A 21,616-nucleotide genomic window follows, 5' to 3' on the forward strand; every position below is an offset into this window, starting at 1 on the left:
TTTCATGGCGCCGGCACCGTGTCGAACAGCGCGGCAAAGAAGCGGCGGATGATCTCGTCGCGGCGGAGCTCGTAGATCGGGTCTAGGAAGACGCGATGGCCCATGGATTCCGGGAAGACCTCGCGCAGATCCTCCGGCACCACCATGTCGCGCCCGTTGAGCCACGCGCAGACACGGGCGGCGCGGAGCAGGTAGCTCATGCCGCGCGGGCTGGCGCCGCCCTGGACGAGGCGTCCCATATCGACGCCCTCCAGATCGATCCCTGCGGAGACGGGATCCCGCAAAGCCTGCCAAAGATCGAGGGCGTAGCGCTCCAGCGGCTCGGACGTCGTCACACTGTTCTGGATGGAGCGGGCGACCTGGTCCATGACCTCGACATCGAGGATGTCGGGCGAGACGGTCTCGATGAGGCTGTCCACATCGTGGAAGCGGGTCTGGAAGGCGAGCTCGCGCCGGACCTCGCGGTCCTCCGGGAGCTCCATGTTGATCTCCATGAAGAAGCGATCGCGCGCGGCTGCAGGCAGCTCGAAGGTCTCTTCGCGCTCGATGCGGTTCCGGTCGGCGAAGACCTGGAGATAGGGAAAGGTGTATTCGCGGTTGAACGCGGTGACGCTGCGTTCCGCCATCAGGCGGAGCAGTAGGGAATGCACCTGTGGCCTAGCGCGGTTGATCTCGTTGAAGAAGAAGACCGCAAGGTCGCTGCCATAGCGCAGCACGGGTCCCGGATCGACGCGGGGTCGTCCGTCCTCACCGAGATAGGTGTAATAGATGAGGTCGGCGGGCATCAGGTCGATGGTGCCCTCGACGCGCTCGAACGCGCCGCCAAGTCCTCGCGCGACAGCGCGGAGCAAGGTGGTCTTGCCAACGCCCACATCGCCTTCCAGCAGAACATGGCCACGGGCGAAGATGGCGATGGTCAAAAGGCGGATGACCCGGCTCTGGCCGACGATGGCGCCAGCCACCTCGCTTTCGAATTCCTGGGCCTTAGCGCGCCATACATCCAGGTCGATGGCGCTATCCTTGGTGGGCTTCTTCCCCGCCTGGCTTTTTGCCGGCGCGGATGTTCCGGTGGTTCCCGACGACATCTCTTCCCCTCATTCCGCCGTTTGCGCGTGGCGCTCCCACCCCGTGCGCGTTCGGTGGTTCTCAAGTTGAAGGGGGTGCAGCCGAAGCTGCACCCCACCCCTCAATCAGAGGCCGAGGCCCCGCAATCGAGGGTTAGCTCTGGGAGAAGCGGACAGAGCTAATCGAGTTTGGAGACGTCGTAGACCCACTCGCCGGTCTCTTTGAAGTGCGCGGTGCGCTTGGCGTTGCGCGCTTCCATCTCCTTGATGGAATTGCCCTGCTTGGCGAGTTCCTCGGGGTCATGCTTGGGATCGTATTTGGAGCCCTCGACCTTCTCCGGATAGCCCGGCTTCGGCTCCCAGCAGTTGCCGGGGGCCTTGCAGTTGGTGCCGTCGTAAGCGAACGCACCGGCGGTGGAGAGAGTCAGCGCGGCGGCGGCGGCCAGCACCACGCCTGTCAGTTTCGTCTTGCTAGTCATTGGGTCAGTTCCTCCGTAGTCACTCTTCGCTGCTTGGCGGATTGATCCGCCTTTTTCTCCGGGACAATCGCAACGCCCACCTTCCGGCCGTTACGATTTGCCCTCGGGAACCTTGCAATCGCCTGTGGCTTCGACGCTGGTCGGATGCTCCGCGTCGTAGGGTTTGAAGGTCTTCCTCTGCTCTTCGGTGAGCCAGGTGGCCTCCGCAGGGTCGTCCTTATAGAAGTGCCGAATCCAGGCGATCACCTTCAGGGACTCGTCGACACCGAGATCCGAATGCGGTCCCATCATGGAGCGAGCACCGCCCCACATGGTCTCGAACAGACCCTTGTCGGTCTTGTTCTTCGGATAGGTGTAGTAATCGTCGTTGAGGCCCGGGCCGATCTTGCCTTCGCCCACATGGCCGTGACAGCCGGAGCAAGAGGCGAGGAAAGTCTGCTCACCTTCGGCCAGACAGTTGGGAACCTCGGTGTAGAGGTTCTCGCCCGTCTCGAGGAAGTGCTTCGCAGCCGGCGTGTCTGTTCCTTCCGCATTGCTCAGATCGAGGGCTTCGCCCGTGATCGTGTGGTTGAAGGTCATCTCCGCAGCCGCGATGAGCGGCATGGAAACCAGGGCGGCCGACAAGGCCAGTACTTTGAAAGCTCTCATTCTCAACCTGTTGTTTTCTTTTCGATTGCTCCCTAGGCGCCCCCAAAACGCCCTTACGATTTGGACTCCGGCTTCTTCTCGGTCGGAATGTCGAGAAGCGGAATCCCCTCCTCCTCCAGCACGGCCTGGATCTGGGGCTGGCTCTTTTCGAGCGCGGCGTTCAGCTCCTTGAGAAGCTCCTCATCGCCTTTGCGCACACCCATCGACTGGCTGAAGTGGAACGGCACCGGCTCGTTGTCGACGCGGTAGTTCCCGTCGGGGACAACGGTCATCTTCACCGCGTCGTCCTTGGTGACGTAGCGGGCGATCTCCGGGGCGAAGACGATGGCGAGATCGGCCTTGCCGCTTTTCAGATCCGTGATGAAGGTCGTCGGATTGATGCGGATATAGGCGTTGCGCCGGCTTTTGAAGTTGGTCAGGGACCGGTGGTAGTTGAAGTTCCGGTTATAGAGGCCGAGCTTCTTCAGCATGGTCTCGACCGGACCGCCCGGATCGAAGCCGATCGGATGAGCCTTTGCGAGATCCTTGCTATCGAAGGAGTCGATCTCCAGCTCGGAATCGGCCGGCTGAACGAACACATACGCCGTCCGGTAATAGGGATCGGTGGTGAGGACGCGCGGATCGTTATGATCGAGGCCGATCACCACGTCGCATTTGTTCTCGTTCAGCATGTCGCGCACGAGGTAGATGGCGGGACGCTCCATCCACTCGAATTCCACCTCGCGACCCATCTGATCGGCGACGATCTTGGCGATCTTGTTCTCGAAGCCATCCTCGTCCTCGGTGGAGTACGGCGCTTCGGTGCTGGAGGCGCAGACGCGCAGGACGTCGGCGCTGGCGGTCTTCTCGGACGCGGCCTTCGACTTCTCGTCGGCGGTGTGTCCAGCCGTCGCCAGGCCGGCGACGAAGGCGGCAGCCACGAGCGCGGGCGCCAACCTCTTTGTGTGCTCGATGAATTTCATGGTGCTTCTCTCTTCGGTGCTTCTCGCTTCGGGATACGTCCCTCGCTTGGTCCTTACGGACCTCCCCGTCCGGGGATCCGTCCCGCCGGCGAACCGGCGGGACGGAAATCGCCTAGCTAGTTCCGAATGACTTCGGTGGAGTACTCATCCAGGGTCACGTCGTCGGAATACGGGCCCTTCCCGTCGAGGGAGAAGACCAGCAGACCGCCGCCCTGTTGGGTCCAGTTCTGCAGCTCGCGGAACGCACCCACAGCACCCAGACCAGCCGTCGGGTCATCGAGGTCGAAGACCAGACCGACACCCGGCCAGCCGCCAACGCCGTAGTAGAGCGCGACATACTGCGTGCCGTTGTGCTCGTAGGTCATCGGGTAGCCGATGGCGCCAGACGGCATCTTGAACTTCCACAGAAGCTCACCCGTCTCGCTGTTGCGGGCTTTGAAGTAGCCGTCGAGCGTGCCGTAGAAGACCAGATCGCCGGCCGTGGCGAGCGTGCCGCCCCAAGCCGCGAAGCGCTCCATGACGGACCACTTGTAGCTGGAGGAGTCGGCGTCATAGGCCTTCACCTGGCCGAGACCCAGGTAGTTCTGACGGTCGCCCTTCGGTCCGGGATACATGGACAGGGTGGCGCCGACGAAGAACTGACCAGCACGGTAGGGAAGCATGAAGGGCTCCCAGTCCATGCAGATGTGGTTGATGGCCAGGTAGAAGAGCTCCTTCTCCGGATCGTAGGAGTCGTGAGCCTGGTCGTGGTAACCCATGGCCGAGGGGCAGATATCCGTGCCCTTGTGGTCCATGCGGGTGCCATACTCAGGATCGCGAACCGGGATGCCGGTCTCCATGTCGACATGGGTCCAGACGTTCACGGTGTCATCCAGGAAGTCGGCCCGGACGAGGTCACCATTGGTGCGGTCCAGGGTGTAGATGATGCCGTTACGATCGGGGTGGGTCAGGAGCTTCATGTCCTTGCCCTCGATCTGCTGGTCGCTGAGCATGATGACGTTCACGCCAGCGTAGTCCCACTCGTCATGCGGGGTCTTCTGGTAGCCGAACTTCAGCTCGCCGTTGTCGACGTCGCGGGCCATGATCGTCATGGTCCACTTGTTGTCGCCCGGACGCATGGTCTCGTTCCACGGCGACGGGTTGCCCGAGCCGTAGTAGATGAGGTTCAGGTCCGGATCGTAGGCATACCAACCCCAGTTGGTGCCGCCGCCGATCTTCCAGGCGTCGCCTTCCCAGGTCGCCAGGCCGAGGCCCTTCTGACCGTATTGCGGGTTGGCGCTGTTGAAGTCGTCGCCGATGCCGATTTCCTCGTCGGGACCGGTGGCATACATGCGCCACACCTGGCCGCCGTCGTGGACGCTATAGGCAGTGGCATAACCGCGAACGCCGAGCTCGGCGCCCGAGGAACCGACGATGACCATGTCCTTCACGACGTAAGGCGCAACGGTCAGGGTCGAACCGACCTTGATGTCGGAGTTCTCCACCTTCCAGTACAGGCTGCCATCTTCAGCCTTCAGGGCAACCACGTTGCCGTCGAGCTGGTTGTTGATGATCAGCGCGGGCGTGTCACCGCCGCCCGGGAAGTAGGCCAGACCACGGTTGACGAGGTCGCAGCAGGCGACCGAACGAGCGGCCGGATCCTGCTTAGGCTTGTACTGCCACTTGATCTTGCCCGGGTTGTCGAGGTCCAGGGCATAGACGTTGTTCGGGAAAGAGGAGTTGATGTACATCACGCCGTCAACGACCAGCGGCGTGCCCTCATGACCATTCAACAGACCGGTCGAGAACGTCCAGGAAACCCGAAGGTCCTTCACGTTCTTGGTGTTGATCTGGTCCATCTTGCTGTAGTTGTCTGAGGTGTAGTCCTTCCCCGGCATCACGTAGTTCTCGTTGCTCTTCGACAGCTCGATGAGCTTGTCGTTCGCAACGGCTGCGGATGATCCGAGGAAGCCGACGGCGATCGCGACGCATGACGCAGACGCGATCGTGCCGAAACGTTTAAGTCCGTTCATATGCTGAACCCTCGCGTTTTCGCTCCCAACGGGTGCGGAGTTGAGGGCGCGTGCGCCGCTCCTGATAGAGCGCCGCAACCAGCCCCTCTCCGCCTCTCATTCGGCGCCCGGCACGCTCTCTGGTGGAGCGGATGCCTTGCGCCTATCGCGGTCCAGGTGGCCCCGAACCTTTTCTTGAAAGACCCGCTGACCTGAGCGGAAAGCGGATAGCCTTTCTGGCGATGTCGGCATCGTAGGGGGAGCGTCGCGCCGCCGTCTTTGGGAGGGTTCCTAGACTCGGAGCAGGACGAGTTCTCAAACCGCGGCGGAATAAATGATCGCCGGCGGCAAGATAACTTCTAGCGTCGAGGAGGAGGAAAGAGCGTCTGAGCGGGAAAGAATGGCAATGGGATTGAGACCCACCTGCAAGCCATGAAATGGCAAACTCGGCCCGACTCTTCTCGCAATGATCCCAGCGATTTAACGCGCTCTGCTGAGGTCGGCGAGAACACCGACTTCATATACTGAAAGACGATAATCGTGGCCGCGATTCCTCCGCTACCGATTGACGCAACGTCATTTCCGAAACTCTCTCCGGCCCGTCCGCGCGTGAGGGCGACGGCCCAACTCGGCCGGGGCGTCCGGCTCGCCGCCACGTGGACCATGCTGTGCGCCATGCTTCCTCTGCTCGGCGCCTGCGGCGATGAGGTTTCGGCGCCCAAGCAGGCGGAGGAAATCCCCACCGACAGCACCCAGAGCAAGACGCTGGCAAAGACCGGCTGGCTGACCGTGCATGACAAGATCTCGCCGGCGCAGTGGTTGGCGAGTCGGGAGGCCGGCCATGACGTGGAACTCGAAGACCCGAGGGTGAAGGCGCTGCACAAGAAGCTCCAGGACGCCAAGAGCGTGTTCGGCACGCCCTACCGCATGACGGCAAATCGCGCGGTGCAGCTGGAGGAGATGATCGACAAGGAAGGTTGGGAGCACGAGGACGCCGCCGAGCTCATAACGACCTTCACCGAGATCGGTGTCTCGAAGACCTCCGGCGAGGGCTTCGGACAGCTTGCCCAGGCCTATTTCCAGCTGCGCAAGCAGGGGCTCAGCCGCGACGAGGCGCTTCAATACATCCAGGACGAAGCCAAGGAGACCTCCGGACAATGACTCGCGCTCATATGAATCGATTTCTGCCCCTGACCCTTGCCGCTCTTCTGGCGGCCGTCCTGAGCTTCGGCCCGGCGAACGCGTCACCGCAGACCTACTACACGGACTCCGGTTTGGGCGTGGGCGACATCACGGTGGGCACAGGCCCGCAGCCGAAGCCCGGTCAGACGGTGGTCGTGCACTACACGGGCTGGCTCTACGAGCGCGGCACCAAGGCGCGGAAATTCGACAGCTCCGTCGACCGGGGCGAGCCCTTCTCCTTCACCCTCGGCAAAGGCCAGGTGATCGAGGGCTGGGACGAAGGCGTCGCAAGCATGAAGGAAGGCGGCAAGCGCACCCTGATCATCCCGCCGGAGCTTGCCTATGGCGAGAGCGGCGCGGGCGATGCGATCCCGCCGAACGCGACGCTGATCTTCGATGTCGAGCTGCTCGACGTGAAGGACTGAGGCGCGCCGGACTGAATGCGCCGGGCCGGACCTTCAACGAGGACGGCCTCCGCACAGCTACATGACAAGGTGATGCAAGTGCTCAAGACGGGCTGGCAAAAGCTCTGGTACGGGCGGACGATCCGCACCCAGCTGTTGGTCGTGATCGGGGTGATCAATCTCTGCGCCCTCGCGATCGCTGGCGTCGTGACAATCTATAACGCCCGCCACGCCACGAAGGTGGAGGTCTCCGCCTCCATGGAGCTGGCCAAACAATTCGTCGAGGCGACGATCCGGAGCGTGGAGCCTGACGGGCGCTACGGCCTCCTGTCCCGAAAGGTGACGCAGCTTTCCGAGCAGCTTCAGCTGGCCCAGCTGAGGCATGTCCGAATCTATATGGCGAATGCCGCCGGCGGGCTGACGCCCATGGCCGCCACCGGCACGGTCCGAAGCGGACCGCTCGAGCAGGTGGGCGAAAGCGCGCCGCCTGCCTGGTTTGCCGCACTCGTGACCCCCGAGATCGAGACGAGCGCTCTCAATGTCATTCAGCCGGATCCGACAAGCGGACACCTGATGGTGACGGAACGGCCTGAGCAGGCCGGCAAGGTTTGGACCCTGGGCACGGTGGTGATCCAGGGCGCGCCGGAAGACGAGATCGCCGAGGTCTGGGAGGACGTCTCCAGCCTGTTCCTGCTGTGGCTGCTGCTCGATGCGGCCATGCTCATGGTTCTCTATCTGCTGCTCGGCCGGGTGCTCGATCCGCTTGCTGCGATCGCGCGGGGCATGTCGCAGCTTGAGGACGGTCAATACGCGACCCGTCTCCCCCGCCCGCGCCTGGTGGAGCTCGGCGCCCTGGCCGACCGATTCAACTTCCTTGCCGAGGCGCTGGGCCGGGCCCGGGCGGAAAACGCCCGGCTCTACGAGCAGCTCATCACCGTGCAGGAGGACGAGCGGCGCGAGGTGGCGAGCGAGCTGCATGACGAGGCGAGCCCCTGCCTGTTCGGGATCACGGCCAACGCCTTCTCCATCGATCAGCTCGCCGGCAAGCGGAACGACAGGCGCACGAGCGAGATCAAAGGCCACGTCTCGGAGATCCTGAAGATCACCGAGCATCTGAAGGCGATGAACCGCGTGCTGCTGAAGAAGCTTCGCCCTATCGCGCTCGGCAAGATCCCGATCGCCGATGCCCTTACAGACCTCACCAACGAACTCGCCCAACGCTTTCCCGATGTGGAGATCGACCACGCGATCCATGTCGAGGCCAGCAGCTACGGCGAGAAGGTCGACCTCGCGCTCTATCGCTGCGTCCAGGAGGGGGTGACCAACGCCATCCGCCACGGGCGAGCCGAACTGGTGCAGGTGCACCTAAGGGAGAACGCGGCCGCCGTCTCCCGCGACGGCACACCCCTGCCCGCCACGGTCCAGCTGACGATCTCCGACGATGGGCGGGGCATCTCGGCGGATACCCAGGTGGGCTTCGGCATGACGGTCATGCGCGAACGCATTCATGCGCTCGGCGGCAATTGCGTGATCCAGACCGCCCCCTCCCAGGGCGCCACCCTGAAGGTGATCGTGCCGCGCGAGGCCTCCGAAAAATTGGCTCAACACAACAATCAAACAGAAATCGAAATGCACCAATGACCCAAGTTCTGATCATCGACGACCATCCGATCGTTCTGGAAGGCACCAAGAAACTGCTCAAGTTCGCAGGCGTCAAAGGCATCCTCGGCAGCCAGACCCTGGCGGAAGGCTTCCGCCTCTATCGCGCCAAGAAGCCGGACGTGATCATCGTCGATCTCGCCATGCGCACCGGGGCGCTGGGCGGCCTGTCCTTCATCCGGCGCTTGCGGCTGCACGACAGGCGTACGCCGATCCTCGTCTTCAGCATGCACAACGACCCCTTCATCGTGAGCCGCGCACTGAAGATCGGCGCGAACGGCTACATCCTGAAGGATACGCCTTCGGAGGAGATCCTGAAGGCGTTCGACCGGGTCAAGGAAGGGCTTCCCTATCTCGGCCACGACATCGCGTCGGAGGTGGCGTTCCTCGAGGCGAAGGGAAGCGCCGCAAATCCCTTGCGCGCCATCAGCGTGCGGGAGCTGCAGATCCTCTCTCTGATCGCTGAAGGCAAGCCCTACTCCGAAATCGCCGAGGAGCTGCATGTCAGCTACAAGACCGTCGCCAACACCTGCGGCCAGCTGAAGGCCAAGCTTGGGGTGAAATCCCTGTCGGAGCTGATGCGGATCGCCATCGAGCATCTGCCGTCCCGCTCGGGCACGTCGAGCAGGACCTACCGGGAGTAAAAAAAATCGGCCGCTCTCCCTTCCTGCCTCCTGTGCGCGTGAGGCAGTCGGGGAAAGCGGCCGAGTTCGTCCTCAACCAATGCGGCGTTCGCCGCTAGCAATCGAGCGTGTTCTTCCGTTCCCAGTCGGTGAGCGACTTGGAGAAGTCGTTCCACTCCTGCTTCTTGAGCTTGAGGAAGGAGGAGATGAACTCGTCGCCGAGGCGCTCCCGCAGCACTTCCGACTTCTCCAGCTCGCGCAGGGCGTCGAGCAGGTTCAGCGGGAGACGCTTGCAGTCGGTGACCGTGTGGCCCAGCTCGTACATATCGATATCGAGCCGCTTGCCGGGATCGCGCTTGTTGTCGATGCCGTCGAGACCGGCCGCCAGAACCGCCGCGCCGAAGGAGTACGGATTGACCGCACCGTCCGCGAGACGGAACTCGAAGCGGCCGCCGCCCGGAATACGGATCATGTGCGTCCGGTTGTTGCCAGTATAGGTGACCGAGTTGGGCGACCAGGTCGCGCCCGACGAGGTGCGGGGCGCGTTGATGCGCTTATAGGAGTTCACCGTCGGGTTGGTGATGGCGGCCATGGCGGGCGCCTGCTCCATGAGGCCGGCGATGAACTGATAGCCAAGCTGGGAGAGGCCGAGCTCGTCGTTGTCGTCCTCGAACAGGTTGCTTCCGTTCTCCTTGGACCACAGCGAAACGTGCATGTGGCAGCCATTGCCGGTCAGATGGGAGAACGGCTTGGGCATGAAGGTCGCCCGCAGCCCATGCTTCTCGCAGATGCTCTTGGCCATGTATTTGAAGAAGACGTGGCGGTCGGCGGTGACGAGGGCGTCGTCAAAACCCCAGTTCATCTCGAACTGGCCGTTGGCGTCCTCGTGATCGTTCTGGTATGCGCCCCAGCCGAGCTCCAGCATGCAGTCGCAGATCTCGCTGATGACGTCGTAACGGCGCATCAGGGCCTGGGTGTCGTAGCAAGGCTTGGCCTGCTGATCGCGCTCGTCGAAGAGCTCGTCGCCTTCCGGGGTGATGAGGTGGAATTCGCATTCCACCCCGCTTTTCATCTGAAAGCCGCGCTTATCCGCCTCGGCCATCATGCGCTTCAGGGTATTGCGCGGCCCCTGGTCGACGAGCTCGCCGTCCATCATGAGGTCGCCGGCCACCCATGCTACCTCGGGTTTCCAAGGCAGCTGGATGACGCTTTCCGGATCCGGCATGGCGATCATGTCGGAATGGGCCGGGGTCATGTCGAGCCAGGAGGCGAAGCCTGCAAAGCCGGCGCCGTCCTCGGAGATCATGGCGATCGCCTCTGCAGGCACCAGCTTGGCCCGCATCACTCCGAATAGATCGACGAAGCTGATCAGAAAGTATTTTACGCCTCGCTCTTTGGCGAATGTGGCGAGATCGGTGGCCATATCTGGTGTTTCCTCTCCTACTCTACTTTTTCCCTAGAATTGGTCGCCCGTTTTGCCGGGGATCCAGTTGGTGCCGGCCAGGGGCACTTGGGCCATGGCCGCCGCTTCGACGGTCAGCGCCACAAGGTCTTCCGGCTCCAGGTGATTGACGTGGTTCTTGCCGTTCGCACGCGCGATGGTCTGCGCCTCGAGGGTCAGCACCGAGAGATAGTTCGCCAGACGGCGGCCGCCCTCGACCGGATCGAAGCGCTTGTAGAGCTCCGGGTCCTGGGTGGTGATGCCGGCCGGGTCCCTGCCCTCGTGCCAGTCGTCGTAGCAGCCCGGCCTGGTGCCCAGCTTGGCGTACTCTTCGGCGAGATGCGGAGAGTTGTCGCCAAGGGCGATCAGCGCCGCGCAACCGATGGAGACCGCGTCGGCGCCCAGTGCGAGAGCCTTGGCCACATCGGCGCCGGTGCGGATGCCGCCGGAGACGATGAGCTGCACTTCCCGATGCATGTCGAGATCCTGCAGAGCCTGCACCGCCGGACGAATGGCGGAGAGGATCGGAAGACCGATATGCTCGATGAAGACTTCCTGGGTTGCCGCCGTGCCGCCCTGCATGCCGTCGAGGACGACAACATCGGCGCCGGCCTTCACCGCGAGAGCGGTATCGAAGTAGGGGCGGGACGCGCCGACCTTGACGTAGATCGGAACCTTCCAGTCGGTCAGCTCGCGCAGCTCGCCGATCTTGATCTCGAGATCGTCGCAGCCGGTCCAGTCGGGATGACGGCAGGCCGAGCGCTGATCGATGCCTTTGGGCAGGGTGCGCATCTCGGCCACGCGATCGGAGATCTTCTGGCCGAGCAGCATGCCGCCGCCGCCGGGCTTGGCGCCCTGACCGACGACCACTTCGAGGGCGTCGGCTTTCCGCAGATCGTCAGGATTCATGCCGTAGCGGGACGGAAGGACCTGATAGACCAGGGTCTTGGAATGTCCGCGCTCTTCGGGCGTCATGCCGCCGTCGCCGGTGGTGGTCGAGGTGCCCACGGCGTTGGCGCCGCGGCCCAAGGCTTCCTTGGCCGGTCCCGACAGGGAGCCGAAGCTCATGCCGGCGATGGTGATCGGAATCTTCAGATGGATCGGATTCTTGGCGTAACGGGTGCCAAGCGTCACCTCGGTGGAGCACTTCTCGCGATAGCCCTCGAGGGGATAGCGCGTCATGGATGCGCCGAGGAAGAGGAGGTCGTCGAAATGGGGGACCTTCCGCTTCGCGCCGGCACCGCGAATATCGTAGATGCCGGTTGCCGCGGCGCGTTGGATCTCCGCAATCGCATACTCATCAAACGTCGCCGACGGCCGCGGCGGCGAATGAACCCAGCGTCCCTCACCACTCATTAGTACGCCTCCAAATTATCGATTTTAAAGTTGTAGAGCTGGCGGGCAGAGCCGTAGCGCTTGAACTCGTTGACATCGACTTCCTCGCCGATCCCCGCCTCGTCCAAAATCTTGCGCAGGGTTTCCTTGTGCTCGTCGCGCATCTCTTTCTCGATGCAGTCGGCGCCAAGGCTTTTGACGCTGCCGCGCACGAAGAGCTTCGCCTCGTAGATGGAGTCCCCGAAGGCATCGCCCGCGTCGCCCAGCACGACGAGATTGCCGGCCTGGGCCATGAAGCCCGACATGTGGCCGACATTGCCTTTGACGACGATATCGACGCCCCGATTGGAGATGCCGCAGCGCGACGACGCGTTGCCGTCGATAATGACCATGCCGCCGATACCGGTGGCAGCGGCGGAGGACGACGCATCGCCCTTCACATGCACCTTGCCGGACATGATGTTCTCGGCCAGCCCCACACCGGCGCTGCCGTTGACGACCACGTCGGCCTGCTTGTTCATGCTGGCGCAGTAGTAGCCCACGGAGCCATCGATCTCGACGGAGACCGGGGCATCGATGCCGGAGGCGACCGCGTGCTTGCCGCGGGGGTTCAGGACCTTGAACTCGGCCTTGTCGGACGAGCCCTGGAGGTCATGCAGCTTCTGATTGAACTCGCGAAGCGGCGTTTTCTGCAGATCGACGGTTTCCATTAGCTCCGCTCCCAGAAATAGACGGTTGCGGGTTCCGGCTCCCAGACCTTGGCATTCTCGATGCCAGGCAGGGCTGCCAGAGCGCGATACTCGGAACCGAACGCGACGTAATCGTCGGTCTCGGCGAGAACTGCCGGCTTGCAGGCGATGGGATCGCGCAGCACGCCGAAGCCGTTCTCCGTGCCGACCACGAAGGTGTAGAAGCCGTCCAGATCTTCCAGGGAGCTTTCCAGGGCCTCGCCGAGGCTGGCGCCCTGCTGCATCCGCCAAGTCAGATAGACCGAGGCGACCTCGGTATCGTTCTTGGTCTGGAAGGTCATGCCCTTGCGCTGCAGCTCGCGGCGCAGAGCGTTGTAGTTGGACAGCGACCCGTTGTGCACGAGGCACTGGTCGACGCCGGTGGAGAAGGGATGGGCGCCGGCGGCGTTGACGGCCGACTCGGTGGCCATGCGGGTATGACCCACGGCATGGCTGCCGCTCATCTGGTCCAGATGGAAGCGGTCGGCGACCTTATTGGGCCGGCCGATATCCTTGAAGATCTCCATCCGCGTGCCGCGGCCGAAGAGTTCAATTTCCTCTCCGCCGAGACGCTGCAGCGCCTCTTCCGCGTTGGCCGCCTTATCTTCGACGACCGTCATCACGGCGTGGTTGCCGTGGGGCTCGCAATCGATATGCGATTCGATCTCGTGGGAGACCGCCTCGGCAAGCTTGGCAAAGTCGTAATCGGGCGCTGAGGCGCGCACGGTGATTTTGATATGCCCGTCGTCACCGGAGCCATAAATGGCAAAACCAGCGCTATCGGGGCCGCGATCGCACATGGTGCCCAGCATGGTTGCGGTCATGCCGCCAAGCTGAGGCTCAAGAGCGCGATTCTTTAGAAAAAGACCGACGATTCCACACATGGGTAGGTTTGAGCACTCTCAGAATAAGGGTTGCGTGCCTCGGATGAGGCGATGACCCAAACGTAATGAGCCCCCTACCCAGCTGTCAACTGTCAGGAATATTTTTTTCCTCTAAGGAAAGTTCGTTAAGTGGGCTGGCGTGGATAAATGATGATGGAAAGGTAGGTCATGGGCAATTCGAGAAGCTCCTCCGGACCGTGTAAGGCCGTGGAATCAAAGAACAAAGCGTCGCCGGGCGACAGCGTGTAGATTTTGTCCGCATGGCGGTAGAGGGACTTGCCCGTTAACTGATAGATGAATTCCACACCGACGTGCTGGAAGAGGCTGTAGGGCTCTGCTTCCTCGGTCAGGGTGATGAGATAGGGCTCGACGACGATGTCGCCTGAGATGGAGTGACCGAGCAGATGATATTGGTGGCCCGCCTTGGTGCCGCGTCGCTCGATCGCCACGCCGCTGCCCGACGGGACGTAGGAACAGTCGCGCTGATCCTCGTAGCTTTGGAAGAACGATGTGATGGGCACGTTGAGCGCCCGGGACAGCGCTTCAAGGCTTTCGATCGAAGCCGAGACCGCTCCGTTTTCGATCTTCGAAAGCATGCCGGCCGAGATGCCTGCCTGATCAGCCAGTTCGGCGCCGGTCAGATCCAGCTTGCGGCGCAGGGTCCGGACCTGGAGTCCGATGGCCTTCGCCAGGGAGCGGGTCGACGCTCCGCGCGGCGCCGAGGAGCCCGTATGGAGGGTCTCGTCGTCGACCTCGCCGAAGGTCCCGAATTCCGCGCTCGCGCCGGCAATGGTATTGGGGTTGAGAACCCGGCGGACGGGCCGCGTCTCCTTGGCCTGCTGTTGCGGCCTGAGTCTGTTCGCTTTTTTACGTTCCGGCATTCCGTTCCCCGCTCGCCCCTACCCTGTCTCAATTGGTACAAAACCGACATGCGCTCTGTCTATCGCGGCAACTCGCGATTGTATCAGCGTCCGCGATTCGAGGCTTGAGCTTAGCGTCCGAAGCGCGCTGCGCGGCACAGAAACGGTTCGAACGGTTCATCGGGCATAAATCGCACGGTGGCGAAGCCCGCTACGCCGGGAAACAACCGGGAAAAAAATGGGACCGTTCGGAAGGTGGTCCGAAGGCGGCCCCAAAAGAAACCGGCGCGCCCCTTTCGGAGCGCGCCGGCCAAGTCACTCTACTAGTGGAGGGTAAACGACCGGTAGAGGAACCAGAGTGTGATGATCACGCTCAAGATCAGGCAGATCGTTGCGAGCGCCGGGCTGCCGACGAAGCTGTGGATAGCACCCTCAGCATTCACGTAGCCCTCTGCAGTATCGAATGGTGAACCCATTTTCAGTCTCCTTTACGCCTTCACGGGAGCCGCGAAGGTCTGTTCCGGATAGGCGCTGACGCCCAGCTCCTTGAGGTCGAGTCCCTCTTCCTCGAACTCGGGCGAGACCCGCAGCAGTCCCAGCGATTTCAGGAGCAAGCTGACGAGATAACCCGGAACGAAGCCCAGCAGGATGGCGCCGATGAAGGTGCCGCCGAGCTGGCCCAAGAGGTTGATGGGCGGCTGACCTGCCTGCTGGATGTAACCAGCAGCGAAGATGCCGGGAAGGATACCGCCGATCATGCCGGTGATACCGTGCACGGGGACGGCACCGACGACGTCGTCGATCCCAAACTTCTCCATCATGGCGACGCCCTTCGGCATGATCCATGCACCGGCGAAGGCCAGCACGATGACCAGTCCCGGATGGTACAGGTCGAGACCGCCGGCGACGGTGATGATGCCGGCCAGGCCACCGGAGATGGTCAGGAACGGATCCGCCTTGGACGACAGGTAGCCACCGATCAGACCGGCAGAGAGTGCCAGCGTCACGTTCATGGCCAGCGTCGCCAGGGTCACCGGACCGCCGTAGATGGTGGTCAGACCGGTGTAATCGGGCAGGAAGATCACGCAGTCGGCCAGGAAGAAGAAGAAGCCGATGAAGATCAGGAACAGCCCGATAAGGGTCAGCGAGATGTTGTGCGGCAGGATCGGCTGCGGCTTGCCATCCACGAACCGTCCGATACGCGGCCCGAGATTGAGCAGCACACCGAGCGCGAACATGCCGGACACGCCATGCACGACGACGGCGCAGCCGAAGTCATGCCAGCCCCACTCGGTGGTCCACCAACCGTAGTAGTTCCAGCCCCAGGCCGCCGCGAGAACCCAGCAGAAGCTGCCGAGCACGACGGCGAGGATGTAGTAGCCGCCCATCTGAATGCGCTCGATCACAGCGCCCGAAAGAATCGAGGCCGTGGTCATGGCAAACAGGGCGAAGACCATCCAGAAGACGCCCGTAAGCTCGTCCGACTTCGTCGGGGCCAAAGCTTCGGACCAGGGATAGGAGCCCACCACGAGGCCGTAGGCATCGGACGCCACACCGCTCAGAGAAGCGGGATCGGTCCAAGGCCCGAACAGCGGGCCGGTGACCGGCCACAGTGGGAAGGCGTTGTAAACCCAGAAGCCGAAGAAGAAGAAGGTGAGACCGACGATCGGAACCGTCATCAGGTTCTTCAGCATCGTGGCCAAGAAGTTCTTGGACCGCGCCACACCGCCTTCATAGGCCAAGAAGCCGACGTGGATGAGGAGCATCAGCACGCCGGTGATGTAGTAGTAGGCTTCCGCCGTAAACAGTTTCAGAAATGGTAGGGCCGCTAGGCCCTCAATTGCTTGCTCTTCCATACAGAATCCCTCCGTTTACCCGCAGCAAAAGGCTAACGATGGGTTAAGCAGGTTTCGTGCCAAGAAATAAAAGTTCCGCTAAGGAATTTCTCCAGACGCCTGAAATCGTTGAAAAAGCACGGCCGCGATGGGTCTCGCACATACCGGGGACTCCCCCGTGGCACCGCCCGGCCTGGGGCGCCCGATCCCATGCACCTGCGCCATATGTCTGTGCACCGAGAGGAAGATTGCCCAATTAATTAGCAATTGCGGTTCCGTGGGCCCCGCGGCGGCGTCCGGTCGTTCGGCCGCGGAATTTCGGCTTGTCATCGCAATTGCGATCCGGCACGGTCGGGGGGCATTTGGGGGCAACTTCCAGCATAGAGACAAAGCGACCGAGCACCGTCATTTGAGCGGTCTAGACTGGAACGGCTGAGGCTGGAGATTGGGAACCGGCGGCCGGCGCATCGTCTTGAAGACGAGCGATCCGGCGTATCCCGCTCCGAGGCCGATCAGCCGATCGGAAGACCACGGATCTCAACGACTCGGATCAACCACGTTCGAAGGACGCTCAACCGGCCGGCGCTGACGGCGACCGTGCGACGGCCGACAGCCAGAACAGCAGAAGAGCTTTTCGCCCATGTGTGGAATTGCCGGGATCCTGACCGGAAGCAAAGCCTCGTCCGACGATCTGGCCGCCGGCGTTTTGGCCATGACGGAGGTGCTTCTCCATCGCGGACCGGACGCCGGGGATCACTGGCTGGACGAAGAGAGCGGCCTGGCGCTCGGCCACCGGCGCCTCTCCATCATCGATCTGTCGGAGACCGGCGCCCAGCCCATGACCTCCGGGTCGGGCCGCTATGTCATCGTCTATAACGGCGAGGTCTACAATTTCGCTGAGCTGCGCGAGACGCTCACTCAGACCGGCCAGAGCTTTCGCGGGACATCCGATACCGAGGTGATCCTGGCAGGGTTCGACGCCTGGGGGATCGAGGCGACCCTGAAGAAGCTCATCGGCATGTTCGCGTTCGCGGTCTGGGACCGGACCGAGCGGGTGCTGGTACTGTCGCGGGACCGGCTCGGCATCAAGCCGCTCTACTGGACCGATACGGGCAAGGCCATCCTGTTCGCCTCCGAGCTGAAGGCGTTGCGGGCGCATCCGACCTTCCGGGTGGAGATCAATCACGGGGCGCTGGCCGGCTTCCTGCGCCAGGGCTATATCGCCCAGCCGAAGACGATCTATCGCGGCGTGCAGAAGCTGCCGCCCGGCAAGATGCTCATCCTGCGGCCCAAGCAGGAGCCCAAGCTCGAAAGCTATTGGACGCTGGCGGACGTGGTCGAGGAAGGGCTCGACAAGCCGTTCGAAGGCGATGCCGAAGAGGCGGAAGAGAAGCTGGACGAGCTGCTTCGGGACGCCGTGGGCCGCCGCATGGTAGCGGATGTGCCGTTGGGCGCGTTCCTGTCGGGCGGCATCGACAGCTCCCTGGTGACCGCTTTGATGCAGGCCCAGTCCAAGACGCCGGTGAAGACCTTCTCGATCGGCTTCGAAGAGAGCGGCTACGACGAGGCCCAATACGCCAAGCAGGTGGCGGCGCATCTGGGCACCGATCACACGGAGCTCTATGTCAGCGCCGAAGAGGCGCTGAACGTCGTGCCGCAGCTCCCGGAAATCTATGACGAACCGTTCGCCGACGCCTCGCAGATTCCCACCTATCTCATCTCGAAGCTGACTCGGGAATCGGTGACGGTCGCGCTCTCCGGCGACGGGGGCGACGAGCTGTTCGGCGGCTATACCCGCTATCTCGCGGCGGCGCGGTTCGGCCGCCTGCTGTTCGGGCAGCCGGGCGGTTTGCGGAACGTGGAGGCGCGGGTGCTCCGGGCGCTGCCGGCTGCCTCCTGGGATGCGCTGGCGCGCGCCATTCCGGCGCGGCAGCGTCCGCGGCAGTTCGGCGACAAGATGCTGAAGCTCGCGGACGCGCTGGACGGCACGCCCGAGACTTTCTACCGGAACGTGACCGGCCATTGGGACGACCCCTCCACCATGGTGATCGGGGCGGCGCAGACGCCGATCCCCTACGACGCCGACGAGGCCCAGGCGCTGGTGCCCGATGCGGTGGAGCAGATGCAGTATCTCGACATGATGAGCTATCTGCCCGACGACATCCTCACCAAGGTCGACCGGGCCTCCATGGCCGTCTCCCTCGAGGTCCGGGTGCCGCTGCTGGATCACCGCGTGGTCGGGTTTGCCTGGACGCTGCCGAAGACGCTGAAGATCCGGCGCGGGCGCAGCAAATGGATCCTGCGCCAGCTGCTCGACCGCTACGTCCCCTCTCATCTCGTGGAACGGCCGAAATCGGGCTTCTCCGTTCCCATCGATTCCTGGCTGCGGGGTCCGCTGAAGGATTGGGCGGAAGCGCTCCTGGATGAGAACCGGCTGAAATCGGAAGGCTTCTTCAAGCCGGAGCCGATCCGCCGGAAATGGCAGCAGCACCTGTCGGGCAAGCGCAACTGGCAGGCAGAGCTGTGGGACGTGCTGATGTTCCAGGCCTGGCTGGAACGCTGGAAGTAGCGCCCGGCTGAGACTACGCTCCCAGTCCAATCGATTCGGCTTGGGGGCTCTTGCGCATGTCGTACATGATCGCGGCGATACCGATGCTGCTCTACGCGGCGGCGCTCATCCTGGGACTGGCTGGGGTCCCTCTCGGTTTCGCCGACCAGAGCCTTTCTCCCCTCGCCCAATGGATGCTGGTCCTTTCCCTCGGCGTGCAAAGCCTGTGGGCGGCCTTCGCCCATTCCGCGATGCGCGAGCGGGTAGCGGAATCGATCGGCTGGGAAGTAAGTCCATTCCAGCTCGAGATCGCCGGGGCCAATCTGGGCATCGGGCTCGGCGCCATCGCCGCTTCCATGCTCGGTGAGCCGTCCGGGTGGGCGATCTTCTTCGTGGCGGCGGGTTTCTTGTGGAGCGCCGCGGCAACCCATCTGAAGGACATGTTCACGGAGGCGAATTTCGCCATCAACAACGCGGGTCCCATCTTCTGGTGGGATCTGTTGACGCCGCTGACCTTGCTGATTGCGCTCTGGTAAGCGCGACTTCTTCGGCTAGTTCACGCTCATCTCGGCCTGGTACCGCTTTGCTTCGTCCAGGGCCTCGGTCGCGTCCTGGAGCATGAGGGCCGCACCGCCAGAGGCGAACGCATCGCGGGTCTTGTCCAGCATCTCGATTCCCTCTTCCAGATTTTTACCGCCATCCTTGCTGACGGCCGCAAGGGTCACCAGAGAGTCGCCGAGCTGCAGCTGAATGGGCAGGCGATCGCCGATCGTCGCGTTGCGCTCCGGCGCCATCAGCTTCTCATGAGCATCGCGGAGGATCCGGACGGATTCCTCAAGCTGGGCGACGTCGTCCTTCTGACGGCCAACCTCCCGCAGGGCGGCGCCCCGTGTATAGGCGTTCTGGTTTGCAAGGACCGGGTCGTCGATCCCTTCGGTCTTCTTGGCAGCATCGTTGGCGCAGCCGAGGGCGGCCGCGGCCAGGGCCACATCGTCCTTCGCCTTGCCGGCGATCCGCAGCGCGCTGGACGAGAGCGACTTGGCGTTCATCCAGCTATAGGGATTGCCCAGCTGCTCGAACAGCGTCGCGGCCTTCTCGCAACGGTCAGAAGCCTTCTCCAGGGTTTCCACCTTCCCGGACAGCGCATCTCCCTCGGCCGACATCGCCCGGCCTTCGCCCAGATAGGCGAGGCATTCGATGAAGGTGGATTGCGCCTTCACCGGTGTCTCATCGGCCCCGGCCTCTTTCGCGAAGGCATCGCCCGCGGCGAGCGCCTTCTGCCCAGACGCCTCGCCGCCTGCGATCACAGAATGGAGGCCGTAGAGGATCGCCATCTGGGCCGAAAGCGCGTTCAGCTCGTCGATACGCTGGTTCTCACGGAGGATGGGAAGCACCGGTTCGAGGGTTTCGGCGCTCGAATACAGCGCGCGTGCGTCATACGCGTTGCGCCAGCGGCTGTTATAGGCGAGCGACAGCAAGGTGCGGACCCGGACCACCTCACGGGGCGCCACCTCCGCATCCAGCTCGTTCAGGGCCTGTCCGAAATCGGTGATCGCCGCGTCGATATGCTTGGCCGCCTCCTCGCCCGTGGAGAGAGAAGCGAGACTCAGCTCGATACTGCCGAGATAGCTTTTGATGCGAGCGACCGAGAGCGGATCCTTCGGCGCGTCCTTTCGGTCCATGAGGGTCTTGAAGAGGCGGTCGGCCCGCTTGAAATGCTCGCGTGCCTCGTCGTTCCGGCCGAGCTTCGCGGTCAGATGGCCATCCAGCTTCTGAAGATCGCCGGCGAAGTAGAGAAACTCATTCTCGGTCACCTGCTCCAGCCCATAGAGCTGCTCGATCAAGCCGGAGAGATCGTCGGACGTCTTCAGCAACGTCTCGACCGTCTCGGGCGGGAGGGGAACCCCCTGAAATGCCAGCGCCTCGAAATAGTCGGCGGTCATCTCCGCCACGAGCAGGATCTGGCCGGACGGCCAGCTATCGGGCGCGGAATCCTTTCCGAACATCTCCTCGATGATGGCGAGTCCCCGGTCGTCCTTGCTGTCGGCGACAAGGGCCGCACCGATCTGAAAATAGGCCGTCTCGATCTTCTCGCGAATGCGCTCGCGGCTCTTGGCATCGAGGGCATCGGGAAGATCGCCGCGCAAGCTCTTCAGCCGGTCCATCCAAGCGCTCATGGCCTCGCGCTGCTCCGGCGTGAGATACTTGCCGCGCTGGTTCCAGGCCTTATACCCCGCACCGGCCACGACGCCTGCAAGGGTAGCGCCGAGGCGGTCGGAGAACTCGGTGGGGATCCGCAAGGGATAGACCTCGGGCTGGGCTTGCCCTGCCCCTTCCGCAGGCTGGCGGGTCAGGATGCGCAGCTCGATCTGCTTCTCGGTCGGCACGGCGCGGCCCCAAATGAGAAGCTCCGCGTTCTGGGCCTCGAGCCAGGTGCGGCCTTCCTTGGTGGCGTTGGCGATGTTCTGGGAGAGGCGGCCTTCCGCCGGAAGCTCGAGTGTCTTGGGGTAGAGGTCGACCTCGACGGCGGCCTCCCCGGTCGCCGTCATGGGCAGCTGCTGTTCCAGCGCCGTTCGGACGCGCAATGTGTATTCCCCGTCCGGATCGTTCTCCAACCGGGCCACGAGGATACCGAGGCGGTCCTCGCTGAAGGGCTCCGGCATGTCGGTGGGCAGGAATTCGTAGATGTAGCGGCCAACATCGGCGCCGCTATAGATCACGCCCGTGACCAGCATGGAGACGACGGCCCAGATCGCCGGAATCACGATGAGATTGCTGAAGCCGCGCTGGGCGGTCCACCAGTCCTTGGCGTTCTTTCCCGCCTCCTTGATCGGATTGGTGCCCTTCATAATCCCTCCCACCGGCCCTTACTTGCCCTTGAAATTACTGGAGGTTGCACGTTTGGACAATCGGCAGCCGGCTTGCTGCGGGCAGTTTCCGCGTTTTCTATAAAAATGAAAACGCTGGCGAGGG

At 63.0% G+C, this 21,616-nt stretch carries 19 protein-coding genes; 6 read left to right on the forward strand and 13 right to left on the reverse strand.

Annotated elements, in window-relative coordinates:
• Positions 1-2: 2 nt before the first annotated feature.
• From A7A08_RS11535 to A7A08_RS11555, 5 genes are all read right to left on the reverse strand, one after another.
• On the reverse strand, positions 3-1,085 hold the full coding sequence (locus A7A08_RS11535; RefSeq protein WP_083226706.1) for an AAA family ATPase: 1,083 nt from the start codon (positions 1,083-1,085) through the stop codon (positions 3-5).
• A gap of 158 nt (positions 1,086-1,243) precedes the next feature.
• The gene (locus A7A08_RS11540; RefSeq protein ID WP_069095629.1) at positions 1,244-1,543 is read right to left on the reverse strand and encodes a methanol dehydrogenase [cytochrome c] subunit; all 300 of its coding nucleotides are present in this window, start codon (positions 1,541-1,543) and stop codon (positions 1,244-1,246) included.
• A 90-nt stretch (positions 1,544-1,633) separates the two neighbouring features.
• The gene (gene moxG, locus A7A08_RS11545) at positions 1,634-2,191 is read right to left on the reverse strand and encodes a cytochrome c(L), periplasmic (RefSeq protein ID WP_069095630.1); all 558 of its coding nucleotides are present in this window, start codon (positions 2,189-2,191) and stop codon (positions 1,634-1,636) included.
• A 53-nt stretch (positions 2,192-2,244) separates the two neighbouring features.
• Positions 2,245-3,153: a methanol oxidation system protein MoxJ gene (gene moxJ, locus A7A08_RS11550; protein WP_069095631.1), complete on the reverse strand. Its 909-nt coding sequence runs from the start codon at positions 3,151-3,153 to the stop codon at positions 2,245-2,247.
• A gap of 116 nt (positions 3,154-3,269) precedes the next feature.
• Positions 3,270-5,165: a methanol/ethanol family PQQ-dependent dehydrogenase gene (locus A7A08_RS11555; RefSeq protein WP_069095632.1), complete on the reverse strand. Its 1,896-nt coding sequence runs from the start codon at positions 5,163-5,165 to the stop codon at positions 3,270-3,272.
• A 588-nt stretch (positions 5,166-5,753) separates the two neighbouring features.
• On the opposite strand from A7A08_RS11555, the gene A7A08_RS11560 reads away from it, so the two are divergent.
• The 4 genes from A7A08_RS11560 to A7A08_RS11575 all read left to right on the forward strand — a co-directional run bounded on the left by A7A08_RS11560 (position 5,754) and on the right by A7A08_RS11575 (position 9,033).
• Complete coding sequence (locus tag A7A08_RS11560) at positions 5,754-6,305, forward strand: hypothetical protein (RefSeq protein WP_083226707.1); 552 nt, start codon at positions 5,754-5,756, stop codon at positions 6,303-6,305.
• Positions 6,306-6,316: 11 nt separating this feature from the next.
• Entirely contained in the window at positions 6,317-6,751 is a 435-nt protein-coding gene (locus A7A08_RS11565; RefSeq protein WP_069095633.1) for an FKBP-type peptidyl-prolyl cis-trans isomerase, read from the forward strand.
• A 72-nt stretch (positions 6,752-6,823) separates the two neighbouring features.
• On the forward strand, positions 6,824-8,371 hold the full coding sequence (locus A7A08_RS11570) for an ATP-binding protein (protein ID WP_069095634.1): 1,548 nt from the start codon (positions 6,824-6,826) through the stop codon (positions 8,369-8,371).
• Entirely contained in the window at positions 8,368-9,033 is a 666-nt protein-coding gene (locus tag A7A08_RS11575; protein WP_069095635.1) for a response regulator transcription factor, read from the forward strand. Before A7A08_RS11570 ends, A7A08_RS11575 begins: the two co-directional genes overlap by 4 nt.
• 94 nt (positions 9,034-9,127) lie before the next feature.
• On the opposite strand, the gene glnT is transcribed toward A7A08_RS11575, so the two are convergent.
• From glnT to A7A08_RS11605, 7 genes are all read right to left on the reverse strand, one after another.
• Positions 9,128-10,435 (reverse strand): type III glutamate--ammonia ligase, encoded by a 1,308-nt coding sequence (gene glnT / locus A7A08_RS11580; protein WP_069095636.1) that lies wholly within the window; start codon positions 10,433-10,435, stop codon positions 9,128-9,130.
• Positions 10,436-10,468: 33 nt separating this feature from the next.
• The gene (locus tag A7A08_RS11585; RefSeq protein WP_069095637.1) at positions 10,469-11,809 is read right to left on the reverse strand and encodes an FMN-binding glutamate synthase family protein; all 1,341 of its coding nucleotides are present in this window, start codon (positions 11,807-11,809) and stop codon (positions 10,469-10,471) included.
• The gene (locus A7A08_RS11590; RefSeq protein WP_069095638.1) at positions 11,809-12,498 is read right to left on the reverse strand and encodes a GltB/FmdC/FwdC-like GXGXG domain-containing protein; all 690 of its coding nucleotides are present in this window, start codon (positions 12,496-12,498) and stop codon (positions 11,809-11,811) included. The genes A7A08_RS11585 and A7A08_RS11590 overlap by 1 nt, the downstream gene beginning before the upstream one ends.
• Entirely contained in the window at positions 12,498-13,400 is a 903-nt protein-coding gene (locus tag A7A08_RS11595) for a class II glutamine amidotransferase (RefSeq protein WP_069095639.1), read from the reverse strand. The genes A7A08_RS11590 and A7A08_RS11595 overlap by 1 nt, the downstream gene beginning before the upstream one ends.
• 125 nt (positions 13,401-13,525) lie before the next feature.
• On the reverse strand, positions 13,526-14,281 hold the full coding sequence (locus tag A7A08_RS11600; protein WP_083226709.1) for a helix-turn-helix domain-containing protein: 756 nt from the start codon (positions 14,279-14,281) through the stop codon (positions 13,526-13,528).
• A 302-nt stretch (positions 14,282-14,583) separates the two neighbouring features.
• Positions 14,584-14,736, reverse strand: coding sequence for a hypothetical protein (locus tag A7A08_RS16350; RefSeq protein WP_169823000.1), 153 nt, complete (start codon positions 14,734-14,736; stop codon positions 14,584-14,586).
• A gap of 12 nt (positions 14,737-14,748) precedes the next feature.
• Entirely contained in the window at positions 14,749-16,116 is a 1,368-nt protein-coding gene (locus tag A7A08_RS11605; protein ID WP_069095640.1) for an ammonium transporter, read from the reverse strand.
• 619 nt (positions 16,117-16,735) lie between these two features.
• Between A7A08_RS11605 and asnB the strand changes: the two genes are divergently transcribed.
• Both asnB and A7A08_RS11615 read left to right on the forward strand, forming a co-directional pair.
• The gene (gene asnB / locus A7A08_RS11610; protein WP_069095641.1) at positions 16,736-18,664 is read left to right on the forward strand and encodes an asparagine synthase (glutamine-hydrolyzing); all 1,929 of its coding nucleotides are present in this window, start codon (positions 16,736-16,738) and stop codon (positions 18,662-18,664) included.
• Between the two features lie 56 nt (positions 18,665-18,720).
• Entirely contained in the window at positions 18,721-19,179 is a 459-nt protein-coding gene (locus A7A08_RS11615; protein ID WP_069095642.1) for a DUF6790 family protein, read from the forward strand.
• A 15-nt stretch (positions 19,180-19,194) separates the two neighbouring features.
• Here A7A08_RS11615 and A7A08_RS11620 read toward each other — a convergent pair whose 3' ends face one another.
• Positions 19,195-21,492, reverse strand: coding sequence for a hypothetical protein (locus A7A08_RS11620; RefSeq protein ID WP_069095643.1), 2,298 nt, complete (start codon positions 21,490-21,492; stop codon positions 19,195-19,197).
• Positions 21,493-21,616 lie beyond the last annotated feature (124 nt).

Source organism: Methyloligella halotolerans (assembly GCF_001708935.1).
Classification (GTDB): domain Bacteria; phylum Pseudomonadota; class Alphaproteobacteria; order Rhizobiales; family Methyloligellaceae; genus Methyloligella; species Methyloligella halotolerans.